This is a genomic window from Streptomyces sp. NPDC006259 (assembly GCF_042870975.1).
Taxonomy (GTDB): domain Bacteria; phylum Actinomycetota; class Actinomycetes; order Streptomycetales; family Streptomycetaceae; genus Streptomyces.
This window is the reverse complement of record NZ_JBIAHY010000003.1, coordinates 450648-475753: the sequence shown is the minus strand read 5'-3', so window position 1 is coordinate 475753 and position 25106 is coordinate 450648. Positions and strand designations below refer to the sequence as shown.

Below are 25106 nucleotides of genomic sequence, written 5' to 3'. Positions count from 1 at the left end.
TCGGGGTAGGAGGCGGAACGGGTCAGCACGGGAGAATCCTTCCGACGAACGGGGCAAGGGTCCGCGCTCCGACGGGTCAGTAGTCGGCGAAGTTCCAGAACATGCCCACCTCGGTGTCGGAGACGACGATCAGGCCGTAGTCCTCCGTGTAGACGCTGAGCGGGCTGTACGCCCAGCCCGACGACGTGAAGTCGAGCGTGCCGCGCACATGACCCGGCCTGTTGATGTTGGTGTGATAGCCGGCCTCACCCCCGTAACGCGCGAGGATCGTGCGTGCCATCTCCCGCAGTTCCTCCTCGCTCTCCGCGAAGCGCCTCAGGTTGGACAGGGTGCACCCGTCGTCCGTGAGGGCCAGGAGCAGATTCTCGGCGCCGGCACGGTCGATCTCCTGAAGACGCGGCGCGATGTGCTCCGGGGAATGGGCGACGAAGGGATACGTACGTGAGGCCGCACGCTCCGGGGCCTGAGCCGCGTCGTCGAGACCGGCCCAACCGCGTGGGTCCGGGACCCGCGCCATCAGCGCCATGACGTCGAGGACCCAGTCCTCGTGGCGACGCGGGCCCGTGGCGTCGTACGGGTACGCGCCCTCGTACAGGTGACGCACCGCGGCTTCCCAGGAAGCCTGGTCGACGGACATATGGTGCTGGCCTGTCTCGGTCGGCTCGGCAGGGCCGAGACTCCCCGGGTAGGAGGAGGCCCGCACCGGCCCGCCCGGGAGAGAGACCAGCAGTGGACCGTGTCCGTCGACATGGTAGGCGAGCATCTTGGCGCCCCGGACGTCGCGGCCACTCCCTGTCGCCCTCTTCTGCGGCGGCCTCCGCCCCGTCACACTGGTGCCGCTCGGCACCGGCCCGGCTTGTATCGCGAGCGGGAGGGTGCCACTTGGGAGGTGGGTTCGCGGTGGCAGCAGACGATCCGTCCGACGACGAGGTGCGTGCGGCGCTCGACACGTTCCTGGCACGGGGCAGGAACGGGCGTCCCGGTCCGTCGGCCACGGACTTCGTCCTCACCCGCCTGCACCTGCTCGAGGGCACCGTCACCCGCAGCGTCGAAGACCGCACCCAGGAGACTCGGCACCTGCCGGGCACCGTCGATCTGTCGCAGCGTCCGGTCTACGACGTGCTGAAGCACTACAAGCTCGGCCCGCACGAGACGCCCCTCCACCGGCCGCTCGACCTGGTCAGAAACGGCTCGGTGCACCTCAGGTCCTGCGACTGCGGCAACGGCCGGCGGCGATGCGCCGACTGCGACGGCATGACGTACCGCCCGTGCGAGCCCGCCGAGGTGTGCTCCCTGTGCGAGGGCGTCTCCTCGTGCACGCACTACCTCAACCACGGCGGCCTGCCCGGCACCCCGCCCCGGCCGCCCGGGCCGGGGCGGCCCGGTCGGCCCGGCCGGCCCGACGAGCGGGTGACCTGCGAGGGCTGTCACACACCCGCCGGCGCGTGCTCCAGATGCGGGGGCTGGGGGAAGGTCAGGTGCCGGAAGTGCAAGGCGAGCGGGCGCATCGCCTGCAAGCCGTGCGGGCGTACGGGCACCGTCCGGTGCGCCACCTGTGAGGGGCACGGCAACCTCACGTCCTGGACGGCGGGACGGATCGTGTGGACCTCGGAGACCGAGACGGTGCGACCGCCCGTCCCGCGGCCCCGGCGGGTGACGTCGGAGCTGGCCTCGGCCGGCTGGCACGAGGACCGGCTCGGCGACGGTCCGCTTCCCGACGACCTCTCCCCCGCCCACCGCGAGGCCCTCGAACCGCACCTGCGCCCACGGAAGGAGGAGAAGGAACGTCAGGTCGCCATCCAGCGGCTCACGGTGGTCAAGGCGACGCCGTCCGGCTCCGGCAACCTGGAGTTCTACGTCTTCCCGGGTGCCGACGGACGGCTCGACGTCGTGCGGCGGCTGTCGGAGGAGGGCCGGCGGAAGGCCTCCCTGACCGTGGCGGCGGTCGTCGCCCTCGTCGTCCTCGTGCTCGTGCTGGTCCTGTACCTGGTCCTCTGACCGGACCGCCCGAGCGGGGAGCGACCGCCGGTGAGGCCGTCCCCCCGACGGCGGCAGGACGCCGATTCCGTACGACGGAGGGGCGGGGCCCGGAAACCGTGCCGCCGGGGCGACCGTCCGTTCCTGCTCGGCGCCTCCCGCACCCGTCTCCGAACCCTCACCACACCGCCGGCGCGTCAGGCCGCCCTCGCCACCCCCTCCCGGTGCCTGCGGATGATGTCCGCGTAGTGGCGTCCGGTGCCCTTGATCGTGCGGGCCTGGGTGCGGTAGTCGACGTGGACGAGCCCGAACCGCTTGTCGTAGCCGTACGCCCACTCGAAGTTGTCCAGCAGCGACCAGGCGAAGTACCCGGCCAGCGGGGCCCCCTTGCGGGCGGCGGAGGCGCAGGCCGCGAGGTGGCCGGAGAGGTACGCCTGGCGCTCGGGGTCGTCGATCGTGCCGTCGGGGCGGACGACGTCCGGGTACGCGGAACCGTTCTCCGTGACGTACAGACGCCGGGCGCCGTACTCGTCGGTCAGGCGCAGCAGCAGCGCCTCGATGCCGCTCGGGTCGACCTCCCAGTCCATACCGGTGCGCGGCACACCGGGGCGGCGCACGGAACGGGCGTACGGGGCGGGCCCCTGGGGGTCGTCGGTGACGGTCGCCGGGAAGTAGTAGTTCAGGCCCAGCCAGTCGAGGGGGGCGGCGATCGTCTCCATGTCGCCCGGCTGCTCGGAGAGTTCTACGCCGTAGACCTCGCGCATGTCGGCCGGGAAGCCGCGGCCGTGGACCGGGTCGAGCCACCAGCGGTTGGTGTGGCCGTCCACCCGGCGGGCCGCGGCGAGATCCTCGGCCCGGTCGCTGGCGGGGTGCACGGTGGACAGGTTGTTGACGATGCCCACCTCGGCGCCGGGCGCCGCCGCCCGGATGGCCTGTACGGCGAGACCGTGGCCGAGGAGCAGGTGGTAGGAGGCGCGGACGGCTGCCGTCAGGTCGGTCAGGCCGGGGGCCATCGTGCCTTCGAGGTGGCCGATCCAGGCCGAGCACAGGGGCTCGTTGAGGGTGGTCCAGTGGGAGACCCGGTCGCCGAGCCGTCCGGCGACCGCCGACGCGTACGCGGCGAAGTGCTCGGCGGTGTCGCGCTCGGGCCAGCCGCCGCGGTCCTGGAGGACCTGCGGCAGGTCCCAGTGGTAGAGGGTGACGGACGGGGTGATGCCCGCGGCCAGCAGGGTGTCGACCAACTCGTCGTAGAAGGCGAGGCCCTTGGGGTTGACCGGGCCGTCGCCGCCCGGCATCACGCGCGGCCAGGCGATCGACATCCGGTAGGCGTTGGTGCCGAGTCGGCGCATGAGGGCGATGTCCTCGCGCCAGCGGTGGTAGTGGTCGCAGGCGACGTCGCCGTGGTCGTCGCCGGCGATCTTTCCGGGGGTGTGCGAGAACGTGTCCCAGATCGACGGCGAACGGCCGTCCTCCGCCACGGCTCCCTCGATCTGGTACGCCGAGGTGGCCGTGCCCCACAGGAAGTCGTGCGGGAGTGCGGCGAGGTCGATGGTCACGGGGGTCCTTTCGGATTCACGGAGGTTGCTCACTTCACCGCTCCCGCCGTCAGGCCGGCCACGAGGTAGCGCTGGAGGAGGAGGAAGCCGGCCACCACGGGCACGCTGACGACCAGCGAGGCGGCCATGATCTGGTTCCAGTACACGTCGTTGAGGGTGGAGTAGCCCTGTAGTCCGACGGCGAGGGTGCGGGTGGTGTCGTTGGTCATGACGGAGGCGAACAGCACCTCGCCCCACGCCGTCATGAAGGCGTAGACGGCGACCGCGACGATGCCGGGGATCGCGGCCGGCACGACGATCCTGAACAGCGCCCCGAGCGGACCGCAGCCGTCCACCAGTGCCGCCTCGTCCAGATCGCGTGGCACCGAGTCGAAGTATCCGATCAGCATCCAGATGGAGAAGGGCAGGGAGAAGGTGAGATACGTCAGGATCAGCCCGCCGCGCGAGCCGAACAGGGCGATGCCGGTGGCGTTGCCGATGTTGACGTAGAGGAGGAACAGCGGGAGGAGGAAGAGGATGCCGGGGAACATCTGCGTGGACAGGACGGTGACCGTGAACGTGCGTTTGCCGCGGAAGTCGTAGCGGCTCACCGCGTAGGCGCTGAACACCGCGATCACCACCGAGCAGACCGTCGCCGCGCCCGCCACGACGAGCGAGTTCACGAAGTAGCGGGCGAGCGGGACGGTCGACCAGATGTCGATGTACGGCCTGATCGTCAGGTCGCTCGGCAGCCAGCGGAACGTGCCCGAGACGTCGGCGAGCGGCTTGAGGGAACTGGAGACCATCACGTACACGGGCAGCAGGACGAAGCCGGCCAGCAGCGTGAGGAAGACGCGCCGCGCCCACAGGAACGAACGCGGCGGCGCCATGGGCGAGTCGGGCAGCGCCCGGTGCAGGTCAGGCATCGGCGGGCCTCCGTCCGCGCGAGGTGACGGCCAGGTACACGCCGGTCACGATGAGCAGGAACAGCAGCAGCAGAACCGACATCGCGGAACCGGCGCCGAAGTTCCAGGTGACGAACGAGGCCTGGTAGATGTGGACCGAGACGAGGTCCGCGGCCTCCGGGGCGGCCTTGCCGAACATGACGTAGGGCGTGTTGAAGTCGTTGAACGTCCACAGGAACAGCACCAGGACCAGGACCTGGTTCACCGCGCTCAGCGACGGCAGGGTGATCCGGCGGATCTGCTGCCACACGCCGGCGCCGTCCAGGGCGGCCGCCTCGTACAGCTCGCGCGGGATGTTCTGCAGGCCCGCCATCACGATGAGGAAGGCGAACGGCCAGCCCTTCCACACCGACACGGTGAGCAAGGCATAGAAGCTGTTGTCGCCGATCAGCCAGAAGGACGGCTTGTCGGTGAGGTGGAGCTGGTCGTGCAGGACGTGGTTCACCAGGCCGTTGTCGTGCTGGAACATGAAGACCCAGGTGATGACGGCCGCGTAGACCGGCAGGGCGTACGGCACCAGGAACAGGGCCCGCAGCAGTCCGCGGCCGCGGAAGGTGTCCTGCATGAAGATCGCCGCCGCCGTGCCGATGAGCCAGCACAGGCCCACCGACAGCAGGGTGAAGGCGACGGTGACGAGGAACGAGTGCAACAGGGCCTCGCCGACCGGGGCGTCGAAGTCCACGGACATCGAGTAGTTGTCGAGTCCGGCCCAGGGGGCGGTGCCCCAGTCACGGATGTAGAACTGGGTGAGTTCCTTGAAGCTCATCACGATGCCGACGGCCATCGGCACCAGGTGGACGAGGAGTTCGAGGATCAGGGCGGGCAGAAGCAGCAGGTAGGGCAGTCCGATGCGCCGGATCCGGCCGGGGCGGCGGCGGGGGCCGTCCGCCGCTCCGGGGGACTTCTTGCGCACGGTGGCCTGCTCGGTGACCGTGGTCGTCATCACGCTCACTTCGTCGGCATCTGCTGCTGGGCCTTCTCCAGGCGGGCCTTCACCGACTCGGTGGTCACCGCCCGTCCGGCGGCCGCGTCGGCGAACAGCTCCTTCACGGCCGTACCGACGGCCGTCTCGAACTGCGACTCGTCGGGGACCTGCGGCAGCGCGGCGGCGCTCTTGGCGAGGGTGTCCTTCAGGACGGCGTTGGCGGGGGTGTTGAAGGCGGGGTCCGCCTGCGCCGAGGCGACCGGCGGGATGGAGCTGTAGGCCTTGTTGAGGATCTTCTGCTCCTCGTCGCTCGTCATGAACTTCACGAACTTGGTGGCGCCGTCGAGGTTGTCGGTGTTCTTGAAGACGGCCAGGTTGATGCCGGCGACCATCGAGTTGACCTGGGTGCCGGCGCCGGGGGTGCCGGACCGCACGGGCACGGGCGCGATGCCGTACTGGTCCTCGTCCATGCCCTGCGACTTCAGGTTGGCGGAGGCCGACTGCCACAGCAGGAAGGCGGTTTTGCCCTTGGCGAAGTCGCTGACGGACTGGTTCTGCCCGTATTCGGCGTTGCCCTGCGGGATCGCCTTGTCCTTCGCCATCAGGTCGACGTACTGCTTGACCGCGCTCACCGCGCCGTCGGAGGTGAAGTCGGGCTTGCCCTCGGTGGTGAAGAAGTCCGCGCCGTGCTGCTTGGCGAAGGTGAAGACGTGGTGGACGTTCTCCGAGACGTTCGCGCCCTCGGCGCCCAGGACCTGCTTGCCCTTCGCCTGGATCTTCTTGCCGTCGGCGGCCAACTGGTCCCAGGTCGCCGGGGGCTGGGAGATGCCCGCGTCGGCGAGGAGCTGCTTGTTGTAGTAGAGCGCGTACGCCATCGAGTACAGCGGTACGGCCGCGGGGGCCTTGCCCTGCGTGCCCGTCGAGCCGAGCGCCGATTCCACGAAGCGGTCCCTGCCGCCGATCTTGGCGAAGTTGGCGTCGTCCCAGGGCAGCAGCCCGCCGGTCGCCTGGAGCGAGGCCGACCAGGTGTTGCCGATGTTCAGGACGTCGGGGCCCTGCCCGGACGTGGTGGCGGTGAGGATCCGGTTGAGCAGGTCGGACCAGGGCACGACCTCCAGCTTCACCTTGATCCCGGTCTCCTTCTCGAACTTGTCCAGCTCCGGCCGGAGGACCTTCTTGTCGATCTCTATGCTGGCGCCCTGGTTGGAGGCCCAGTACGTCAGTTCCTTGGGCGAGTCGTCGGACCCGCTCCCGTCCGTCGACGAACCGCCGCCGCAGGCCGTCACGGCCAGGGCGAGTGACATCACGACGGCGCCTGCGGCCGCGGCTCGGATGGTGCGCATGGATCGACTCCCGGGTCTCTCATCAGGACTTAATTTAGGACGTGAGTTAAACCTCGGAAGCGGGCCGCGTCAAGAGTTTCGACGAGGGTTGTGCAACTCGGTGCGGCTTTCGTCGCCACTCCCACCGGTGGTTCGGCCGCTGCTTCGGCGGTGGTTCGGCCGCCGCTTCGGCGGTGCCCTGGCCGACGTTTTGCCGGTGCTCTGGCCGACGCTTTGCCGGTGCTCTGGCCGAGGCTGCGACAGTGCTCCGACCCCCGTTGTGCCAGCGCCTTGCCGACGCCGCTTCGGCGGTGTTCTGGCCGACGCTTTGCCGGTGCTCTGGCCGAGGCTTCGGCGGTGAGCCGACCCCCGCTGGACCGTCGCCTTGGCCGGCGCTTCGGTGGTGCTCCGACCCCCGCTTCGGCCGCGTCTTGGCCGCCCCCGCTTCGGCGGTCTCCGGCCGAGGCTTCGGTGGGGCAGTGCTCCGGCCGCCGCCTCCCCGGAGCCGGAGCCATCGTCACCTTGCCGATGCCTTCGCCGCCCCGTCCGAGACCCTCGCCCTCGCCGATTCCCGCGTTCGCCGCTACGCCCCGGAGGGGTGGTCCCTCCGGGGCGTACGGGTCCTACGGTGTCGCCGCCGGCGCCGGTGCCGGGGCGTACCCCGTCGGTCGGGCCGTGAAGGTGCCGCGGCCCTGGGTGCGGCTGCGCAGCCGGGTGGCGTAGCCGAACAGTTCCGCGAGCGGCACGGTCGCGGTCACCACGGCCGCGCCGCCGCGGACCTCGGAGCCGGTCACCCGGCCGCGCCGGGCGGCCAGGTCACCGAGGACTCCGCCCACGGCGTCCTCGGGCACGGTGACCGTGACGTCCACCACCGGTTCCAGCAACACCATCGCGCAGGCCCGCAGGGCCTCGCGCAGGCCGAGCCGGCCCGCCGTGCGGAAGGCCGTCTCGGAGGAGTCCTTCACATGCGTCGACCCGTCGGTCAGCGTGACCCGCAGGCCGGTCACCGCGTGCCCGCCAAGGGGGCCCTCCGCGAGCGCGTCGCGGCAGCCCGCCTCGACGGCACGGACGTACTCCTGCGGAACCCGCCCGCCGACCACGGCGGACCGGAAGTCGAACCCGTCCTCCAACGGCTCGACATCGAGCACGACATGCGCGAACTGGCCGGCGCCGCCGTCCTGTTTGACGTGCCGGAAGACCAGTTGGGACACGCCTCGGCCCACCGTCTCCCGGTAGGTGACACGCGGCCGCCCGACGTTGACCTCCAGCCCGAGGGCGAGGCGGATCTTCTCCACCGCCACCTCCAGGTGCAGCTCGCCCATCCCCGACAGCACGGTCTGTCCGGTCTCGGCGTCGGTCCGCACCGTGAGCGACGGGTCCTCCTCCGCCAGCCGGGCGAGGGCTGAGGCCAGCCGGTCGGCGTCGGTCCCGCGGCGCGGCTCGACCGCGACCGCGACGACGGGATCGGCGACCCCGGGGGGTTCGAGGACCAGCGGGGCGTCCGGCGCACACAGGGTCGAACCCGGGCGGGCGGCCTTCAGCCCGATGACGGCCACGATGTCCCCGGCGACCGCGCGTTCCAGCTGGGCGTGCCGGTCGGCCTGGACGCGCAGGATCCGGCCGACACGTTCGCCGCGGCCGGCGGTCGCGTCCCATACCGCGTCTCCCTTCCCGATCGTCCCTGAGTACACCCGCAGGTAGGTGAGCCTGCCGGTGGGTGTGGCGTTGACCTTGAACGCGAGGGCCGCGAACGGCGCGGCGGGGTCGGCCGGCCGTCGCTCGTCGACACCGTCGTGCATACCGCATACGGCCGGCACGTCCAGTGGCGACGGCAGATAGGCGACCACGGCGTCGAGCAGCGGCTCGATCCCGCGGTTGCGGTAGGCCGAGCCGCACAGCACGACCACGCCGTCCTGGGTGCGGGTCAGGTCGCGCAGCGCCGCGGCGAGCGTTGCGGCCGAGACCGTCTCCCGGTCGCAGAACTCCTCCAGTGCGGCAGGATGCCGCTCCGCCACCGCCTCCTCGAGCAGTCGGCGGCGCCGCAGCGCCTCCTCCAGCAGTTCCTCGGGCACTGGCCCCTCCACGGCCGTCCCGCCAGCGTCGTCCCAGGTCAGCGCCCGCATCCGCAGCAGGTCGACGACGCCCGTGAAAGCGTCCTCCGTGCCGATCGGAAGCTGGACGACGAGCGGGACGGGGTGCAGCCGTTCCCGGATCGACGCCACGGCCGTGTCGAGGTCGGCGCCCGTCCGGTCCAGCTTGTTGACGAACGCGATCCTCGGCACGCCGTGCCGGTCGGCCTGCCGCCACACGGACTCGCTCTGCGGCTCGACACCCGCGACGGCGTCGAACACCGCGACGGCCCCGTCCAGCACCCGCAGCGAACGCTCCACCTCGTCGGCGAAGTCGACGTGTCCGGGGGTGTCGATCAGGTTGACGCGGTGACCGTCCCAGTCGCAGCTGACGGCCGCGGCGAAGATGGTGATCCCGCGGTCGCGCTCCTGGGGGTCGAAGTCGGTGACGGTCGTACCGTCGTGGACCTCACCGCGCTTGTGCGTGGTCCCGGTGGCGAAGAGGATCCGCTCCGTGACGGTGGTCTTGCCCGCGTCGACATGGGCGAGGATGCCCAGGTTGCGTACGGAGGCGAGGTGACGGTCGAGGTTGTCGCGCACGGCCCATGGCCTTTCGAGGGGTGTCTCGTGAAAAGGGCAGCGCGATTTCTGACGGATTGTCGGCCAACGGGACGGCGGAGCGGCCACCGCGGCGGGAAGTCGCCGGGGCAGCTCTGTCGTGAGGGCCGGGGTCTCGTCAGACCGTCCGGTGCCGGCCGCGCCGCGGGCACCGGAGGAACAAGGACACGAGGATCACCTCGTAGCGGGAACGGGGAGCGGTGGCAGCGCTGTGGTCGCGCATGGCCGGCTCCCCTCGTTCGTCGCGGTGTGGCGCGGCCCCGTGGGTGGGCGGCGCTCGGTGAAGTGAGTCTAGGGAGGAACGGGCGCGCGTGGCACGTGCTTTTCCGCGGGCCGGCGAGACGCCGGCTCGACGGCATCGTCAGGACGCGTAGAAGTGCCGCCGTACCTTGCGCAGCCACGCGTCGGCGGCACGCTCGTCGGGCTGTTCGGGCAGCACGCTGCGCGCTTCGTCGAACGCCGCCTCGTACCGGCGCAGCAGCGGAAGGGCCGTGTCGGGGTCGTCCGCGACCTGCTCGCCGAACCGGTGGAAGCTCTCCGGGTCGTCGACGCGAATGCTCAACGTGCCCGTGGTGTACAGCTCGTAGCCCTGCCCGCACAGCCGCTTCAGGTGCCGGGCGTGCTTGGCGGTCCGCTTGCGCGTGTCCGCGGAGAAGGAACCGTCGCCACGGCCGAGCAGCCTGCGGAACTGCTGGGAGGCGTAACCGAGGTAGGCGTCCCGGACACGCCGGGCGCTCAGGAACGTGGCACGGATGCCGACGAGTTCGTCACCGAGAGGGGTGCGCACCTCGTACAACTCCTCGGGAAGCCACACGAGTTCCATGACGGTGGGGTTGCCGCCGAGTGCGAGCCGGCACCATTTGGCGGCCTCGTGCAGGGTCCGGTCGGGCGCCGTGCCGACATGGGACTCCTTCGGCGGGTGCAGTCCGTGCAACTCCTCGGTGGGCGCCGCGAAGAGGCCGAGCCGGTCCACGTCGGAACCGGCGTGGGCGAGCCCGTAGGCGGTCGAGCCGACCACGCCGGACAGCAGGATGTTCTGGACGGTCACGGAGTCCCCCTGAGCTGATCGGCCGACGCCGCGAGAAGGCGGCGGGAGTCGTCATGATGCCCCGGCGACCGGCCCGGCCACCTCGGGTTTTCCGGCCCGCACCCGCCCTTCCGGCGCGGGGCCGGGTGCGGCCCCCGTCGGACGGCCGCACCCACGAGCTGCCCTGCGGCGAGCAGCACCCCGACCAAGGGCTGCGCGCGGACCCGCTCGGATGCGCCCCCGGCACACCGCCGATTCCTCGCGCCGCCACGCCGCCGCGCCCGCACTCCCCCGCGTCCCGGCGCCCCGAGCAAGGGCGACGCAGGCCCGCTCGGGCGCAGCACCGTCGCATCCCCGTGCCCTGACGCCGCCACGCCCCCGAGCAAGGGCGACGTCGGCCCGCCCGGGTGCCTCGCCGCTCCCCCCATCCGCTCCCGCCGCCGGGCGTACACGCTCACCCGTATGACCTCCTGCGCTGGTCGGGCGGGCGGGCCGGTGGTGCGGTGGAGGCAAGGGGGGCCGCCCGGGCACAGGTGCGCCGGGAACCCGTCCCGTCCTCAGGAGGCAAACGTGATCACCCCACGCCCGACCGGCCGCCCGTCCCGCACGGTGAGGACCGCCGCCGCGCCGGACCCGGCCACGCCCCGTACGGCCGCACCGGTCACGGCCGTACCTCGCGCGGCGGACCGTCGGGCCCGCGCGGTCCGCCCGGCCCGTGTCCTGGCCGCCGCGATGGCCACCGGGACGCTGCTCGCCACGGCGGCCTGCTCCAGCGGGGACGACGGGGCGGCGGCCGGCTCGGAGACCGCCGCCGCCGAGCGGCCCCTCGCCGCACGGGCCACCACCCCGTCGGTCGGCGCCTCGCCGTCCGCCGGCACCGGCGAGTCGTCCGGCGCCGCCCCGTCACCCGCCGCCACCCTCTCGGCGACCGGCGCCCGGAACGCGCTGATCACCGCGGCGGACATCGAGGACGACTGGGTGCAGGTGAAGGACCCGCAGACCTGGCGCGACAAGCTGCTCATCGGGCAGGTGGACACGGCCCAGTTCCTCACCGGGAAGGCCGAGGCGGCCGACTGCCAGCGGCTGATCGACGCGCTCTACGACGAGACCCTGCTCGGCACTCCGTCCGGGGCGTCGGCGCTGAACGGCTTCCAGGAGGGTGACTCCCGGCTGCTGTACCAGGTCGCCGCCTACCAGAAGGCCCCGCTCGACAAGGCGATGGACTGGCTGAAGAAGCTGCCCGACACCTGCGACCAGTTCACCCTGACCGGCGGTGACAGCGGCGACCGTACCGTCCAGGTCGTCGAGACCTCGCTGCCCGACGAGGGCGACGCCCGGCAGGGCCTCACCGTCACCGTGAAGGGCACCTCGAACGGCGACCCCGTGACGCTCACCCTCGACGTCGCCGTCGTGCGGGTCGGCGACGACGCGATCACGATCACCAACGGCGGGCTGGACGGCGCCGACGAGGACACCACCGAGTCCGCCGTGGAGCAGGGCACCGAGCGGCTGAAGGAGGTTCGGGCGGGCCGTACGCCGACACCGACGCCGAGCGATCTCGACTGAGCGCTCCCGACCGAGCCGATTCGCCACCCCTGAAGGGGTCAGTGCCCGGGACCGGCATGCCCACCTCGGTCGGGCCCCTGATCCTCCGTCAGGGGCAGGCACTCGGCGAGCAGGTCGACGACGTCGCGCCAGGCTCGCTGGGCGTGCCGTGGGTGGTGGCCGACGCCGGGGACCACGGGGTGGTCGACCGGCGGGTGATGGAAGGCGTGCAAGGCGCCGCCGTAGACCGTGAGGCGCCAGTCGACGCCCGCGGCCTGCATCTCAGCGGTGAACGCGTTCCGTTGCGCGGGCGGCATGATCGGGTCCTCCGACCCGACTCCGGCCCACACCGGGCAGCGGATGCGCGCCGCCTCGCCCGGTCGGCCCGTGGTCAGTGCGTTGACTGTCCCGATCGCGCGCAGGCCGACGCCGCCGCGCCCGAGTTCCAGCCCGACGGCGCCCCCGGTGCCGTAGCCGACGGCGGCGATCCGGTCGGGGTCGGTCCGCGGTTCGGTGCGCAACACGTCGAGCGCCGCATGGCCGATGCCTCGCATCCGGTCCGGATCAGCGAGCAGTGGCAGGCAACGGGCCAGCATCTCCTCGGGGTCGCCCAGGTAGCGCCCGCCGTGAAGGTCGAACGCGAACGCCACGTATCCCAGCTCGGCGAGGGCATCGGCCCGGCGGCGCTCGACGTCGCTGAGCCCCATGCCCTCCGGTCCGAGCAGCACCGCGGGCCGGCGATCGACACCGGCCGGGAGCGCGAGGTGCCCGATCATCGTCAAACCGTCGGCCGGATACTCGACCGTACGCGTCGTGATCGTCGTCATGCGACGGGACTGTAGTGATCGTCGAGCCCGGTGCGGCCGGTGTTCTGCCGCTGGCAGAACAGCGCGGGTATCCCTCTGACATACGGCGAGGGTCCACAAGGGCCGCCGCGGACCCCGCCCCCACGGCACCCGGCGATGTGGATCCGCGACCGCCTCTACGGCCTGTTCCGCGACGAGGCCTTCACCGCCCGGTACCCGCGCGACGGCCGCCTCGGGCTCTCGCCCGCGCAGCCGGCCACCCTCTGCGTGCTGCCGTACGCGCTGAACGTGCCGGACCGCCAGGCCGCCGAGGCGGTGCGCTGCCGCACCGACTTCACGTACGCCTCGGCCTGGAACCCGAAGACCCCGGCGCCCACCACAGCGTGCTGTCCGACTTCCCCGACCGGCTCGCCGGGGGCGACGGCGCCGACCGGCTGCCGGGCCTGGCACCGACCCCGGATCCGGCGGGCCGGCCGCTCAAGGGCCGAGCCTCCCGCACCAGTCGGCCATTTACATAGAGAGTGAATATAAAAGCGCTATGCTTCCAGCATGAGTCGTCAAGACACCGCTCCGGGCGCGTCCGCCGCCATCGGGGCAGCCCTCTACGGCCTGGCCACCAGGGCCGCGAGACGCCTGCCCCGGGACATGAGCCTGACGTCCGCCGCCACCCTGGCCACCTTGGACCGGACCGGCCCGCGGCGCATCACCGATCTGGCCGCGGTCGAGGGCGTCACCCAGCCCGCGATGACCGCCCTGGTCCGGGTGATGGAGGAGTCCGGCCTGGTCGAGCGGCAGGGCGACGCGTCCGACAAGCGGGTCACGCTGGTGTGCCTGACCGAGGCCGGCGCCTCCTACGTCCGGACGCGACGCCAGGCGGGCGTCCACGCGTTCGAGCGGTTGATCGGCGAACTCACCGGTGACGAGGTCGAGGCGCTGGTGGCGGCCCTTCCGGCGCTGAAGCATCTCGCAGAACTCGAGAGCCAGGACCGCGAAGGACGGAAGCAGTGACCGGGCAGCCGGCCGGCGGGGCCACGGTGAAGGCTCTCCCGGTGGCGCGTCCCGAGGCTCGGCCGCTGGTCCCCGCCCTGATGTTCATCGCTCTGGTCGTGGCGGCCGTCGCCAGCCTCGGGACGCCGCTCATCACCAGCGTGGCGACCTCGTTCCACGTCTCGCTCGGCAGCGCGCAGTGGACACTGACCGCCGCGCTGCTCAGCGGCGCCGTCGCCACGCCGGTCCTGGGCCGGCTCGGAGCCGGCCCGCACCGGCGGGCCACGATCCTCGCCACGCTGGCGGTCGTCGTCGCCGGCAGCGCGCTCACCGTGCTGCCGCTGCCGTTCGCGTGGCTGCTGGCCGGCAGGGCGGCCCAGGGCATCGGGCTCGGGCTGACCGCGCTGATGATGGGCGTGGCCCGGGACCACCTCCCCGAGGAGCGCAGCGCGGCCGTGATCGCCCTGATCTCGGTGGTCTCGATCATCGGGGCCGGCGTCGGCTACCCGCTGGCCGCACTGCTCGCCGAGTTCGGCGGGGTGCGGGCCGCCTACGGCCTCGGCCTGGTCGTCACCGCCGCCGCCCTCCTGACCGCGTGGCGCTCCATGCCCGACGCCCCCGAAGGCCGCTCCGCCCACGTGGACGTGGCAGGCGCCGTCGTCCTGGCCGCTGCGCTGTTCCTCATCCTGTTCCTCGCCGGCGAACGGAATCTGTGGAGCCGGCACCTCGCCGTGGCGGCGGGCCTCGCCGTCGTCGCGATGGTGCTGCTCTGCGTCTGGGCCGTCATCGAGCTGCGCAGCACGACGCCCCTGGTCGATGTGCGGGCGGTGCGGCACCCGGCGGTCGCCGGGGCGAACCTCGCCATGTTCGTCGGCGGGATCGGCATGTACCTCCTGCTCACGCTCATCACCCGGTACGCGCAGACGCCGCACGGCGCCGGCTACGGCTTCGGGCTGACGACCTTCGTCGCCGGGCTGGTCCTCATCCCGTTCTCGGTGCTGGGGTTCGTCGCCGGCAAGCTCACGCCGCGGGTCCGGACGCGGATCGCCGACCCCCTGCTCCTGGCCGGCAGCGCCGTCGTGGTCGGCGGCGGGTTCGCCCTGTTCGCGGCAGCGCGGTCGGACCTGGCCGAACTGTTCGCGGCGATGGGCGTGCTCGGCTTCGGCGTCGGCGGCTTCTCGGCCGCGATGCCCGGCGTCATCCTGGCCGTCACCCCCAGGAGCGAGACGTCGAGCGCCATGAGCTTCAACTACGTCGTCCGCAGCGTCGGGTACTCCCTGGGCAGCGCCGTCGGCGGCCTGATCCTCGCCGCGGGCCCCGGCCACCTCCTCCCCGACGACAGCGCCTACACCACCGCGGCGCTGGTCGGCATCGGCGCCATGGCCATCACGACGCTGACAAGCCTCGCTCTCGCCCGCCGACGCTCGTCGGAGACCAACTCGTAAGTCGGATGCGCTCATCCCACACTGGAGGTTCCATGCCCAAGGGCTACCGGGTCAGCGTCTACCGCACCATTTCGGACCCTGAGAAGCCGGCTGCTCACAACAAGCCGGCCGCCCCGGCCGTCAAGGCCGTGGCGGTCGGGTCCTCGTCCGTGGCGGTCGGGTCCTCGTCCGTGGCGGTCGGGTCCTCGTCCGTGGCGGTCGGGTCGTGGCGCATGACGCCGGAATCGCCGAACGCGGCGTCCTGATCGAGTTCGACACCTTCGAGCAGGCCGTCGCGGCGCACGAGATGTGGCCTACCAGGAGGCGCTGGTCGCCCTCTCCGACGGCGTCGAGCGCGACTTCCGCATCGTCGAAGGCATCGACTGACCGAGGTCCGGTCGGATCTCCACCGAAGCAGCGGAACGATTCGCTCGTCGCCGTCCACCGCGGCGAGGCAGTCGGCTTCGCCGCCCCCCCTCCACTGCCTGGAGACCCCCTGCCTACGGCGGACTCGACGCGTGGGGCCTCAACGGCAACTGACGTACACAGCCCAGGCCTTCAGGGCTCAATCACGTCTACGGAGGGGACCTCACCCGAGGCACCCCTTGAACACAGCCCTGTCCCACCCTAAGGGCGGACATAGGGCCGGGTCATGACCTCCATGTTGTGACCGTCCGGGTCGTCGAAGTAGGCGCCGCGGCCACCGAACAGGCGGTTGATCCGGCCGGGTTCGGTGTGGCCGGGGTCGGCGTAGTAGGTGACCCCGACCGCCTCCAGACGGGTGACCACGGCGTCGAACTGCTCGTCAGGGACGAGGAAGGCGTAGTGCTGCGACTGGATCGGCTCGTCCCTCTTCTCGTAGTAGTCGAGCGTCACGCCGTTGCCGAGGTCGACGGGCAGGAACGGTCCGAACGGGGCGCCGACCTTCAAGCCCAGGACCGCGGCGAGGAACTCGGCGGACAGATGCCGGTCGCTCGCGTAGACGGCGGTGTGGTTCAGCTGGACGCCGGCCGCCGGCCGCTCGGATTCATGGAGGTACTGCTGCTCATAGGACATCAGTGGGTGGGTCTCCGGTCTTGGGATCCGCTGGAATGGGCGCCCGTGTGCGGGCGCCGGGAGCTAAGACGCGGAGAAGGGGGCGGGGCTCTTGCCCGCCTCGTGCTCACGCCGAGGCCGGGAACCCCACTCGTGCGTGGCCCATGGCCGACCCGGCAGTCACCCGATCGACCTTAGTGACCGTCACAGGCGGCGGCAACATCGTTCTTGGCCGTGCCCGGCCGCGGATCGAGCCGCCGTTGCGCCACAGCGCTTCGTCACGGCTCTGCCGATCACCACTCGATACGCGCCCTGCGCCGCGCCCTGAGCCGTACCGCGCCTCGCCGCCCTTCTCATCTGGACGTCGACAGGACACTGTCCACCGTGGCCATCGATGAGGCGCTGGGGTTCGTCGGACACGTTGTCGGCACGGGCTCTTGGCCGACGGACGCGCGCCGGGCCGTCGGTCGTGGGGTGTCACCATCGCCCGCTCGGCGTTCGTCACGAAGGCCGGCGATCCACCGGACGAACCGGTCGGCCACGTCTCGAGCGGACCTCTGGCGACCTCGCTCGAAGCGTCTCCCGCCCCGCCTCCCCGCCCGGCCGGTCTCCGCGTTCTCTGCGTGCCGACCGGCCACCCGAGGCACGCCTGTGATCCTTGTCGCTGGTGGGAGAAGAGTGGGACGTGTGCCGGATGGGCAGTCACTGCCCGGCGCGAAAGGATGGTGTCTCTTCTGTGGGGGAATCCGTGAGGGTGTGTCTGATCGGTGCGGGTTTGTCGGGACTGGCGACAGCCCATGCCCTGAGGTCGGCGGGCATCGACTTCCGCTGCCTGGAGCAGGCGCCGGACGTGGGCGGTATCTGGCGGCGGGTGCAGGCCGGCGAACGCGGTCCGGGCTATCTGTCGCTGCACCTCAACACCGCCAAGCAGCTGACGGGTTATGCCGACCACCCGATGCCGGCCTCCTACCCGCTCTACCCCCGGCACAGTGAAGTCGCCTCCTATCTGCGCTCGTTCGCCGAGTGGGCCGGGGTGGTGGACCACATCGAGCTGGAGACGGCCGTGGAGTCGGTACGGCCGGAGCCCGACGGCACGTGGACGGTCGTCAGCCGGGACGCCGAGGGCGTGCGCGCGTCCCGGAGCTTCACGCACGTGATCGTCGCGTCCGGGCACAACACCGAACCCAGCATGCCGGCCCTGCCCCCCGGCTCCGAGACGTTCACAGGAACGATCCTGCACGCGGTGGACTACCGTGACGGCGCCGATTACGCGGGGCGGCGCGTCGTCGTCGTGGGGCTGGGCGCCTCGGCGGTGGACATCGCCGCGGACCTCTCCCGGCACGCCGCGCAGACCGTCCTCTCGGTGCGCCGGGGACTGCACATCCTGCCCAAGCAGCTTTTCGGGATGTCCCTCGACGAGATCGCCGACGCGCCGTGGTGGACGAGCATGTCCCTGGCCGAGCAGCGGCGTTTCGTCGAACAGGCGCTGCTCGTCGTCCGCGGCAGGATCGGGGACTACGGCCTGCCCGAGCCGGACCATCCGGTCTTCGCCTCGGCCGTCACCATCTCGGACGAGATCCTCAGCCGCATCCGGCACGGCGCGGTCACACCCAGGCCCGCGATCGACGTCGTCGACGGCGACCTGGTGACCTTCACCGACGGCACGTCCGTGCGGGCGGACGCGATCGTGTACTGCACCGGCTACCGCATGGCCTTCCCGTTCCTGCCGGCCGGCTGTCCGGTCGGTCCGCGGGGTTCGGTCGAGCTGTACAAGCGCGTCGTCGCCCCCGGCCATCCGGGGCTGTACTTCGTCGGCCTGGTCCGTCCGCTCGGTTCCATCACCCGGCTCGTGGAGGCCCAGTCGCGGTGGATCGCGGACATCATCACGGGTGAGGCGGTCCTGCCGGAGGCGGAGGTCATGCGCAAGGAGATCTCCGCGTACCTGAACGGCATCGCCGGTCAGTACGGGCAGACGGAGGGCGCGTCGATCCAGGTGAACGTGGCACCGTACCTGGAGGAGCTGCGCGGCGAGCCGTGACAGGTCCCGTACCTGCCCGCGCGCAAGGGCTGTTCGGTACGGACCGGGGTCCCGGCGCCGGGCCGGACCCTTCGTCGTACCGGACCCTTGCCCCTGCCGGACCCTTGACCCTGCCGGACCCTTCGTCGTACCGGGCCCTTCGTCGTGCCGCCGCGGGGGCGGACCGGGCGGCTCGCGGTCCGCGGCGGGCCGTCGGGGGAACCGCCGCGGGTCCCGCCGCGGCGCGAGGGGAGCGGTCCGACTCCATCGGCGTACGGCTCCCCCCAGATCCCTGAGGCCCTGCCTGTGGCTGTGTTCGTCGGCGTCCTACCGGCCGGCCGTGGCCAGGGTGGGCGGGAAGGCGACCGGCGGGCGGACCCGGTAGGCCTCCGAGGAGAGGTACGCGGTCACCCTCGGGGGGCGGCCGTGCTGGTGGGCCAGCGCCAGGTAGGCGATGAGTCCCACACCGTCCTCCGGGCGGCGCGAGGTGACGGCCGGCAGGGCCCGCCACAGCGCGGCGGTGTCCATGCCGTAGCGGCCGAGCAGGGTCGTGGCCCGGGCCAGGGCCTCCCCGTCGTGCCGCGCGTACTCCCTGACCGGGATGTGCAGGGTGAAGCCGGTGGGGCCGGTTCCCGCCTCGGTGAAGGCGTGGCAGGTCAGGGCGGGCCGGCCGGTGAGCCGAGCCTCGTGACCGAGGCCCTGTCCGAAGGCGTCGCCGCCGAAGCCGGCCGCGGTGCGGACGAACTCCTCGACCTCCGCCCGGCCCGGCCCGGGGTCCATCCGGGAGAGGCTGGGCGCCTCCTCGGCGGCGAGGCCGTCGTGCCGGACGTACACCTTCACCCGGGGCGCCTCCCATGCGCCGAGGTCCAGGGCGAGGAACGGATACCCGTCGGCCGGGGGCAGGGTGGCGAGGACCTTGCGGTGTCCGAGCCTGCGCAGGGCCTTGCGCACGATCTCGGCGGCTCGTTCCTCGCCGGAGGCGTTGGGGTTGAGGTACACCTTCAGCCTGGGTATGCCGCCGGGGCCGAGTTCGAGCGCGCACCAGAGGGCGAAGGATCCCTGAGGGTTGGCCGGGAAGAACAGGTCCTCCACCTCGTCGAGCGGGTCGGTGGCGAACCTCCAGCGCTGTGCCAGCTCGCGGATCACCCGCAGTCCGGCGCGCCCGTTGCGTTTCAGGCTGCCTGCCGCGCACCCGGGTTCCAGCAGCACGCGCAGCGAGGGCGCTCCGCCGGGCAGGAAGGACAGCGAGAACTCGACCGGCGTGTGGTCGTCGGAGAGGAAGGTCCGGGAGGGCGGCGGCAGGTCGAGGGGCCGTCCCGCCGCGGCCCCGAGCGCCTCGACGAGTACGCCGGCGTACGCCTCCGCGTCGGTGCGGTCCAGCCCCGCGACCTGGCACAACCGCAACAACTGGCCTACGGTCAGCGCGCCCAGGGTCGGGGTGTCCCGCCCACTGCGGCGGTCGGTGCGCGTGCGCGTCACCGGGCCTCCCCCGCCGTGCGGGGGCGGGCAAGAAGATACCCGCCCGGTGGGGCGGGTATCGTGTCTTGCCGTCTGTGCAGCAGTGGCGCCGTGCCGGGAGCGTCGGCGGAGGGGGCGCTCGATCGCCCCCCGGTTATGTGCGGTCCTGGCTGGAGCCGTCGGGCGCGGTGTCGGGGGACAGCGGCGCCGGTGGAAACGAGGTCCACGACACCTCCTTCTTCTCGTGAGCAACACGCATACCGCGTTGCTCACTACCCCCGCCGTCGAAACTTCATGCTGTGGGGGCGAAGACTGTGGATGTTGTGTGAATCACCTCGTGAGCCAGGTGAGGAACTTGCTCCAGACACCGCTCTGCTCGCCCTTGCGCGCCGCGTCGCCGACTTCCGCCGCGGGCGTCTCCGGACGGGTCTGCGGGTTCTCCGGGCGCGCCGTCCGGACCGGGGTGAACCGTGCCGGAAGGTTCGCCAGGGCCCGATTGAAGGGCCCCGGACGCCACGTCAGGCTGTCCTCCGGAACCGCCAGTTGGACGTCGGGCAGCTTGTTGAGGAGGTTCTCGATGGCCGCTACGGCAATGTGTCGCGCCGGCTCCTTCGAGGGGCAGGCGTGCGGGCCGGCGCTCCAGGCGAGGTGGGCCCGGTTGCTGCCCGCCTGACGGGCCGCCGACAGCGCCGGACCGGTGTTGGCGGCAGCGAAGCTCACCATCACCAGGTCGCCGGCCTCCAGGTGCCCGCCGGCGAACTCCATGTCGGCTACCGGGTAGTGCGGGGCATAGTTCGACATCGGCGGGTTCTCCCACAGGGTGTCGTCCATCGCCTCGTCGATCAGCCCGCCCTGGGCATACCGGTCGTGGGTGAGCAGCCGGTGCAGGGTGTTGCCGATGAGGTTGCGCAGCGGTTCGGCGCCCGCCCCCAGCAGCAGGGCGAGCTGATGGACCATCTCCTCGTCGGTGAGCGCGGCCGGATGCTGCATCAGCCAGGACGTGACGTCGTCGCCGGGGTTGCGTCGCTTGAGGGCGACCAGCTCGCCGACCGCCTGGAAGAGCACCTCGGTGGCCTTCTCGGCGTTGATGCCGTCGAACATGCCGGAGATGCCGAAGAGCACCCGGTCGCCGATGTCGGCGGTGCAGCCGAAGAGTTCGTTGAACACGAACAGCGGCAGCTGCTTGGCGTAGTCGCCGAGCAGGTCGGCCGAACCGCGGGCGCTGAACTGGGAGATGAGGTAGTCGGAGATGCGCTCGGTGCTGTGGCCGAGCAGCAGCGAGTCCACCCGCGCGAAGCTGTCGGTGACCGCCTGGCGCAGTCGCAGATGGTCCGCGCCGTCGGCGAACATGCAGTTGGGCCGGTACGCCAGCAGCGGGGTGACGGGGCTGTCCGGGCTGATCTTGCCCTCGTTGAAGTGCCGCCAGCGGCGGGCGTCCTTACGGAACGACCCGGAGTCCTGGAGGAGTTGCAGCGCTGTGGCGTAGTCGGTGACGAGGGTGGCCTCGACGCCGGGGGCCAGTTCGACCGGGGCGGTCGGCCCGTAGTGGCGCAGGTAGGCGTAGTAGGCCTGCGGGTCGGCCGCGAACTCCGGTCCGTGGAGCGGCACTCTGGCGCCGCTGTTGTGCGCCGGGCACCCGGGCGGGGGCACGGGAGCGGTGGGTTGGTCCATTTCTGCTCCTAGTGGGCACGGTCCTGCAGGTGGCGGACGAGAGTGATGAGCGCTTCGGCGGACGATCGCTCGTCCCGCGCGTCGCAGGTGACGACGGGGGTGTCGTCGAGCAGGTCCAGCGCGTCACGCAGCGCGGTCTCGTCCCGCAGGGGGGAGCCGTCGAAGTGGTTGACGGCGATGGCGTAGTCCAGCCCGTACTGCTCGATCAGGTCGATCACGGCGAACGAGTCCGCGAGCCGTTCGGGGTCGACCAGGACGAGGGCGCCGAGCGCGCCGCGGGCCATGTCCTCCCACATCTGCACGAAACGCTGCTGACCGGGCGTCCCGAACAGGTAGAGCACGACCCGGTCGCTGATGGTCAGACGACCGAAGTCCATGGCGACCGTGGTGGTGGTCTTGCCCTGGACTCCCTTGAGGTCGTCGACGGCCTCCGCGGCCCGCGTCATCGTCTCCTCGGTGGACAGCGGGGGGATCTCGGAGATCGCCCCGATGAACGTGGTCTTGCCCACCGCGAAGTGGCCGACGACGAGGATCTTCACGGCCGTCTGCGACGCGCCCTCACGGACGTACGCGTGTTCATCCAAACTTGGCCCTGAGACCATTCAGCACCTCCTCCAGGATCTCCCGGTCGGCGAGGGGTGCCCGCTGCACGGGCGGGCGGGTGACGAGGTAGCCGCCCTCGGTGAGGGCGGCGAGGAGGATCTTCACCACGCCGAGCGGGAGTTGGGTGTGTCCGGCGATCTCGGCGACCGACAGGTAGCCGGCCGAGCACAGCTCGAGCAGGCTCTGCTCCTCCGGGGACAGCCGGGTGGGCCGCTGCTGGTGGTCGGCTGACGCCGTCACCAGGGTGATGAGGGAGAGCTGCTCCTCGTCGGGCAGTCCGCGTCCCTTGGTGATGACGTACGGACGCACTAACTCCGGTGTCTGGGGCTCCAGTTCGTCGAATCCGCTCATGACCGCGCGCCGAGGTTCTCGCGGGGCGGGGTCGTCAGCGCCTTGCCGAGCTGGCCGACGAGCTGCTGCATCCGGAAGGTGATGTCCGCCATGTCGACGTCGGGCGAGGCGGAGACGCCGAGGTAGGCGCCCTCGCCGGCGGAGATCAGGAAGACCCAGCCGCCGTCGAACTCGACCAGGGTCTGCCGCCAGCGCTGCTGGGCGTCCTCGCAGAAGAAGGCCAGGGAGCGGCTGAGCGACTGCACGCCGCTCATGGCGGCGGCCACGCGGTCCGCATCGTCCTTCCCGAAGTCCTGCGTCCGGGCCATCAGCAGACCGTCGGCGGATATCAGGACGGCGTGCAGGGCCCCGGGAATCTCCAGGGCGCTGTCAAGCATCCATGACAGATCGTCGTTCACGAGAACTCATGCCCTTCACTGCTTGCGCCACGTGTGCTGCTGGACTGTTCCGCGGGGTCCGCAGGGGTGGCCCGCCGGCCGGACTGGGTGCCGCGCTGGAAGGCGCCCATGATTGCCGCCGTCTCCGCGCCCGATCGCGAGGGGGCGGAGGAGGTGGGCGCGCTGCCGGGCACGATGGCCATGGGCCGCTTGCGGCGCCGCTTGGGCAGGCCGTCGGCGGTGGTGCTCGGCGCCGGCGCCGGCTCGGGGCCGCCGCGGGTGGGTGCGGCGACGGCCGGTGCGGCCGGCGTCGGTTCCTTCTGCTGGGGTGCGTTGGTGAGCAGGTCGTGCGGCAGGAGGAGGACCGCGCGTACGCCGCCGTAGGGCGAGCTGGAGTCGACGGACACCTCGAAGCCGAAGCGTTCGGCGAGGACGCCGATCACCGCGAACCCGAACTGCGGCGGGTTGCCGAGCCCGGAGACGCCGGAGACCCGGTCACTGGAGAGGAGCTTCTCCGCGCGGGTGCGTTCCTCGTCGTTCATACCGACACCGGCGTCGTCCACGACGATGCAGATGCCCTTGGGCACGGTGCGAATGTTGATCTCGACGACCGTGTCCGGGCTGGAATAGCTGGTGGCGTTGTCGAGGAGTTCGGCGAGGGCCAGGGCGACCGGTTCGACGGCGCGGCTGGTGATGCCGAAATCGACCTGCGAGAGAATCTCCACCCGCCGGTAATGACGGATCCTGCCCTGGGCGCTGCGGACGACGTCGTAGACCGACGCCACATCGCGCTGCCGTCCCAGCCAGCCGTCGCAGAGGACGGCGATGGACTGGGCCCGGCGGCCGAACTGAGAGTTCGTGTGGTCGATCTCCAGAAGGTCCTGGAGAATGACCGACTCGCCGTATTTGTTCTGGAGCCGGGAAACAATCAACTGCTGTTCCGCGGCGAGGCCCTGAAGGGTCCGCATGGCGGACTTCAGGACTGTTTTCGTTGCCTCGTCCGCTCTTTCCTGCGCCGCCTCGACGGATTTCGCGTACCCGTTCTCCAGCTCGCTGTGGCGAGCCTTGAGATCTGCGAACTCCTGCCTTAACGTCCGTGCCGCCCTCCGCTGACGAACGATGAGGGTGACGGCGACGAGTACGGCGGCGAGGAGAGCCCAGAGTACCGGGTTCTGTATGTAATCAGTCATAAGACTCTCTTCAGGCGACTGACGGCCAGTTGCTGAATTCCCGTCAATGCGGGTGGACCGGCGGGACCGCCCGCATCGAGACCACCGCCCGGACTGTCCCCGTAGTCGGGGATGTCGTCCTTCACCCATCCGCCCGCTCTACAAGCGCGGTGATCGTATCACCACACGAAGCGGTCACAGGTCGCCAACATGGGCGCCACAGATGAACATTGACGGTTCGTCAAGAGTCCGCGGGAGAGTCGCGTCCGGCGCAACCGATAAACGCGCTTCCGCGGCATTCGGGAGGCAATCGGGTGTTCGGAGGGTTTTCCCGGAAGTCGGTACGGCAGGGAACGACAAAGCCCGCATCCGGGATTCCCGGATGCGGGCGACGTCTTGGCGGAGGCTCTCCGCGACCGTCCTCACCGAGCGAGAAGCGCTCGATGCGGAGGGTGATACGTGTCCGAGGGGGGACTTGAACCCCCACGCCCGATAAAGGGCACTAGCACCTCAAGCTAGCGCGTCTGCCATTCCGCCACCCGGACCAGGTGTCTGCCGCCGTGGCTGTTCCCCGCGGCGACATGGACAACAATACCAAGCTTTCGGAGTGCCCTTCACCCGAGTATCCGCTGGCCGGGGGCCTGCCGGGCGGCCGGGCGGGGCGCGGCGCCCGGTGTCACCCAGTGTGCCGCCACGGTCACGGCAGCGGGACCGGCGGCCGCTCCTCGGGGACCAGCGTGCGCAGCGCCCGGCGGAGGGCTGCGGCCGTCTGCTCGTCCAGCGGTGCGAGGAAGCGTTGCTCCGCCGCGCGGCGTGCCCGCTCCGCCTGGCGCAGGCACTTCTCACCCAGCGGCGTCAGGGTCACCAGGTTCCTGCGGCGGTCGTGCGGGCTGCGCCGCCGCTCCACGAGAGCGTGGTCCTCCGGTCCGTCGATGAGCGACACCATCGTGGGGCGGTCGACACCCAGCCGGGCGGCGGCGCCGGCCTGCGACAGCACCTCGCCGTCGGCGAGCACGGCGAGGACCGTCAGCTCGTGCCCGTCCACGCCGTGCGGGGCGAGCGCCTCCGCGGTCATCCGGGTGAGCCGGCTGTGGGCCCGCCCGAGCAGATGGCCGAGCGGACGCTCGGGGGACGGCGGGCGGGGCTCCCGGTCACGGACCATGCGGCGAGGGTAACGGCTGGTGTCCGGGGACCGGGCGGGAAGCCGCCGGACGGACGTGCCGCC

22 protein-coding genes, 1 tRNA gene and 1 pseudogene are annotated in these 25106 nt (G+C 71.5%); 7 read left to right on the top strand and 17 right to left on the bottom strand.

Features of this window, described 5'->3' with window-relative positions; translation table 11 throughout:
- Positions 1 to 76: 76 nt before the first annotated feature.
- The gene (locus ACFYO5_RS13490) at positions 77 to 763 is read right to left on the bottom strand and encodes a hypothetical protein (protein ID WP_388708037.1); all 687 of its coding nucleotides are present in this window, start codon (positions 761 to 763) and stop codon (positions 77 to 79) included.
- Positions 764 to 900: 137 nt separating this feature from the next.
- On the opposite strand from ACFYO5_RS13490, the gene ACFYO5_RS13485 reads away from it, so the two are divergent.
- Positions 901 to 1998: a hypothetical protein gene (locus ACFYO5_RS13485; protein WP_388708034.1), complete on the top strand. Its 1098-nt coding sequence runs from the start codon at positions 901 to 903 to the stop codon at positions 1996 to 1998.
- Positions 1999 to 2174: 176 nt separating this feature from the next.
- On the opposite strand, the gene ACFYO5_RS13480 is transcribed toward ACFYO5_RS13485, so the two are convergent.
- From ACFYO5_RS13480 to ACFYO5_RS13455, 6 genes are all read right to left on the bottom strand, one after another.
- Positions 2175 to 3533: a GH1 family beta-glucosidase gene (locus tag ACFYO5_RS13480; protein WP_388708031.1), complete on the bottom strand. Its 1359-nt coding sequence runs from the start codon at positions 3531 to 3533 to the stop codon at positions 2175 to 2177.
- Between the two features lie 29 nt (positions 3534 to 3562).
- Positions 3563 to 4402, bottom strand: a complete 840-nt coding sequence (locus ACFYO5_RS13475; protein WP_388709221.1) for a carbohydrate ABC transporter permease — start codon at positions 4400 to 4402, stop codon at positions 3563 to 3565.
- A 28-nt stretch (positions 4403 to 4430) separates the two neighbouring features.
- Entirely contained in the window at positions 4431 to 5420 is a 990-nt protein-coding gene (locus ACFYO5_RS13470; protein WP_388708028.1) for a carbohydrate ABC transporter permease, read from the bottom strand.
- 5 nt (positions 5421 to 5425) lie between these two features.
- Entirely contained in the window at positions 5426 to 6745 is a 1320-nt protein-coding gene (locus ACFYO5_RS13465) for an ABC transporter substrate-binding protein (RefSeq protein WP_388708025.1), read from the bottom strand.
- A gap of 602 nt (positions 6746 to 7347) precedes the next feature.
- The gene (fusA, locus tag ACFYO5_RS13460; protein WP_388708022.1) at positions 7348 to 9393 is read right to left on the bottom strand and encodes an elongation factor G; all 2046 of its coding nucleotides are present in this window, start codon (positions 9391 to 9393) and stop codon (positions 7348 to 7350) included.
- Positions 9394 to 9772: 379 nt separating this feature from the next.
- Positions 9773 to 10459 (bottom strand): DNA polymerase beta superfamily protein, encoded by a 687-nt coding sequence (locus ACFYO5_RS13455; RefSeq protein WP_388708020.1) that lies wholly within the window; start codon positions 10457 to 10459, stop codon positions 9773 to 9775.
- Between the two features lie 711 nt (positions 10460 to 11170).
- Between ACFYO5_RS13455 and ACFYO5_RS13450 the strand changes: the two genes are divergently transcribed.
- Positions 11171 to 12004 (top strand): hypothetical protein, encoded by an 834-nt coding sequence (locus ACFYO5_RS13450; RefSeq protein ID WP_388709219.1) that lies wholly within the window; start codon positions 11171 to 11173, stop codon positions 12002 to 12004.
- A 38-nt stretch (positions 12005 to 12042) separates the two neighbouring features.
- Here ACFYO5_RS13450 and ACFYO5_RS13445 read toward each other — a convergent pair whose 3' ends face one another.
- The gene (locus ACFYO5_RS13445; RefSeq protein WP_388708017.1) at positions 12043 to 12810 is read right to left on the bottom strand and encodes a dienelactone hydrolase family protein; all 768 of its coding nucleotides are present in this window, start codon (positions 12808 to 12810) and stop codon (positions 12043 to 12045) included.
- Between the two features lie 135 nt (positions 12811 to 12945).
- Between ACFYO5_RS13445 and ACFYO5_RS13440 the strand changes: the two genes are divergently transcribed.
- The 4 genes and pseudogenes from ACFYO5_RS13440 to ACFYO5_RS13425 all read left to right on the top strand — a co-directional run bounded on the left by ACFYO5_RS13440 (position 12946) and on the right by ACFYO5_RS13425 (position 15587).
- Entirely contained in the window at positions 12946 to 13314 is a 369-nt protein-coding gene (locus ACFYO5_RS13440) for a hypothetical protein (protein ID WP_388708014.1), read from the top strand.
- A gap of 120 nt (positions 13315 to 13434) precedes the next feature.
- Entirely contained in the window at positions 13435 to 13797 is a 363-nt protein-coding gene (locus tag ACFYO5_RS13435; protein WP_388709217.1) for a MarR family winged helix-turn-helix transcriptional regulator, read from the top strand.
- A complete protein-coding gene (locus ACFYO5_RS13430; RefSeq protein WP_388708012.1) occupies positions 13794 to 15221 on the top strand; it encodes an MFS transporter in 1428 nt (475 codons plus the stop codon). Before ACFYO5_RS13435 ends, ACFYO5_RS13430 begins: the two co-directional genes overlap by 4 nt.
- 32 nt (positions 15222 to 15253) lie before the next feature.
- A pseudogene (locus tag ACFYO5_RS13425) lies at positions 15254 to 15587 on the top strand (DUF1330 domain-containing protein).
- Between the two features lie 240 nt (positions 15588 to 15827).
- Here the strand turns inward: ACFYO5_RS13425 and ACFYO5_RS13420 are convergent.
- On the bottom strand, positions 15828 to 16256 hold the full coding sequence (locus ACFYO5_RS13420; protein WP_388708009.1) for a VOC family protein: 429 nt from the start codon (positions 16254 to 16256) through the stop codon (positions 15828 to 15830).
- Positions 16257 to 16983: 727 nt separating this feature from the next.
- Between ACFYO5_RS13420 and ACFYO5_RS13415 the strand changes: the two genes are divergently transcribed.
- The gene (locus tag ACFYO5_RS13415) at positions 16984 to 18273 is read left to right on the top strand and encodes a flavin-containing monooxygenase (protein WP_388709215.1); all 1290 of its coding nucleotides are present in this window, start codon (positions 16984 to 16986) and stop codon (positions 18271 to 18273) included.
- 306 nt (positions 18274 to 18579) lie between these two features.
- On the opposite strand, the gene ACFYO5_RS13410 is transcribed toward ACFYO5_RS13415, so the two are convergent.
- The 8 genes from ACFYO5_RS13410 to ACFYO5_RS13375 all read right to left on the bottom strand — a co-directional run bounded on the left by ACFYO5_RS13410 (position 18580) and on the right by ACFYO5_RS13375 (position 25043).
- Positions 18580 to 19731 carry a tryptophan dimethylallyltransferase family protein gene (locus ACFYO5_RS13410; protein ID WP_388708006.1) on the bottom strand — a complete coding sequence of 384 codons (1152 nt, stop codon included), beginning with the start codon at positions 19729 to 19731 and terminating at the stop codon, positions 18580 to 18582.
- Positions 19732 to 20040: 309 nt separating this feature from the next.
- Positions 20041 to 21381 (bottom strand): cytochrome P450, encoded by a 1341-nt coding sequence (locus ACFYO5_RS13405; protein WP_388708003.1) that lies wholly within the window; start codon positions 21379 to 21381, stop codon positions 20041 to 20043.
- 8 nt (positions 21382 to 21389) lie between these two features.
- On the bottom strand, positions 21390 to 21983 hold the full coding sequence (locus ACFYO5_RS13400; RefSeq protein ID WP_388708000.1) for an ATP/GTP-binding protein: 594 nt from the start codon (positions 21981 to 21983) through the stop codon (positions 21390 to 21392).
- Positions 21958 to 22335, bottom strand: coding sequence for a DUF742 domain-containing protein (locus tag ACFYO5_RS13395; protein ID WP_356561671.1), 378 nt, complete (start codon positions 22333 to 22335; stop codon positions 21958 to 21960). The genes ACFYO5_RS13400 and ACFYO5_RS13395 overlap by 26 nt, the downstream gene beginning before the upstream one ends.
- The gene (locus ACFYO5_RS13390; protein ID WP_356561669.1) at positions 22332 to 22733 is read right to left on the bottom strand and encodes a roadblock/LC7 domain-containing protein; all 402 of its coding nucleotides are present in this window, start codon (positions 22731 to 22733) and stop codon (positions 22332 to 22334) included. The genes ACFYO5_RS13395 and ACFYO5_RS13390 overlap by 4 nt, the downstream gene beginning before the upstream one ends.
- Complete coding sequence (locus ACFYO5_RS13385) at positions 22730 to 23902, bottom strand: ATP-binding protein (RefSeq protein WP_388707996.1); 1173 nt, start codon at positions 23900 to 23902, stop codon at positions 22730 to 22732. Before ACFYO5_RS13385 ends, ACFYO5_RS13390 begins: the two co-directional genes overlap by 4 nt.
- Positions 23903 to 24341: 439 nt before the next feature.
- Positions 24342 to 24426, bottom strand: a tRNA-Leu gene (locus ACFYO5_RS13380).
- A 152-nt stretch (positions 24427 to 24578) separates the two neighbouring features.
- A complete protein-coding gene (locus ACFYO5_RS13375; RefSeq protein WP_388707993.1) occupies positions 24579 to 25043 on the bottom strand; it encodes a MarR family winged helix-turn-helix transcriptional regulator in 465 nt (154 codons plus the stop codon).
- Between the last annotated feature and the right edge of the window lie 63 nt (positions 25044 to 25106).

Coding starts and splice junctions, on each gene's coding strand:
- ACFYO5_RS13470 (WP_388708028.1), bottom strand. CDS start 5,420: ATGACGACCACGGTCACCGAGCAGGCCACCGTGCGCAAGAAGTCCCCC.
- ACFYO5_RS13420 (WP_388708009.1), bottom strand. CDS start 16,256: ATGTCCTATGAGCAGCAGTACCTCCATGAATCCGAGCGGCCGGCGGCC.
- ACFYO5_RS13400 (WP_388708000.1), bottom strand. CDS start 21,983: ATGGTCTCAGGGCCAAGTTTGGATGAACACGCGTACGTCCGTGAGGGC.
- ACFYO5_RS13375 (WP_388707993.1), bottom strand. CDS start 25,043: ATGGTCCGTGACCGGGAGCCCCGCCCGCCGTCCCCCGAGCGTCCGCTC.
- ACFYO5_RS13475 (WP_388709221.1), bottom strand. CDS start 4,402: ATGGCGCCGCCGCGTTCGTTCCTGTGGGCGCGGCGCGTCTTCCTCACG.
- ACFYO5_RS13445 (WP_388708017.1), bottom strand. CDS start 12,810: ATGACGACGATCACGACGCGTACGGTCGAGTATCCGGCCGACGGTTTG.
- ACFYO5_RS13435 (WP_388709217.1), top strand. CDS start 13,435: ATGAGCCTGACGTCCGCCGCCACCCTGGCCACCTTGGACCGGACCGGC.
- ACFYO5_RS13490 (WP_388708037.1), bottom strand. CDS start 763: ATGCTCGCCTACCATGTCGACGGACACGGTCCACTGCTGGTCTCTCTC.
- ACFYO5_RS13465 (WP_388708025.1), bottom strand. CDS start 6,745: ATGCGCACCATCCGAGCCGCGGCCGCAGGCGCCGTCGTGATGTCACTC.
- ACFYO5_RS13405 (WP_388708003.1), bottom strand. CDS start 21,381: ATGGACCAACCCACCGCTCCCGTGCCCCCGCCCGGGTGCCCGGCGCAC.
- ACFYO5_RS13395 (WP_356561671.1), bottom strand. CDS start 22,335: ATGAGCGGATTCGACGAACTGGAGCCCCAGACACCGGAGTTAGTGCGT.
- ACFYO5_RS13450 (WP_388709219.1), top strand. CDS start 11,171: ATGGCCACCGGGACGCTGCTCGCCACGGCGGCCTGCTCCAGCGGGGAC.
- ACFYO5_RS13440 (WP_388708014.1), top strand. CDS start 12,946: ATGTGGATCCGCGACCGCCTCTACGGCCTGTTCCGCGACGAGGCCTTC.
- ACFYO5_RS13385 (WP_388707996.1), bottom strand. CDS start 23,902: ATGACTGATTACATACAGAACCCGGTACTCTGGGCTCTCCTCGCCGCC.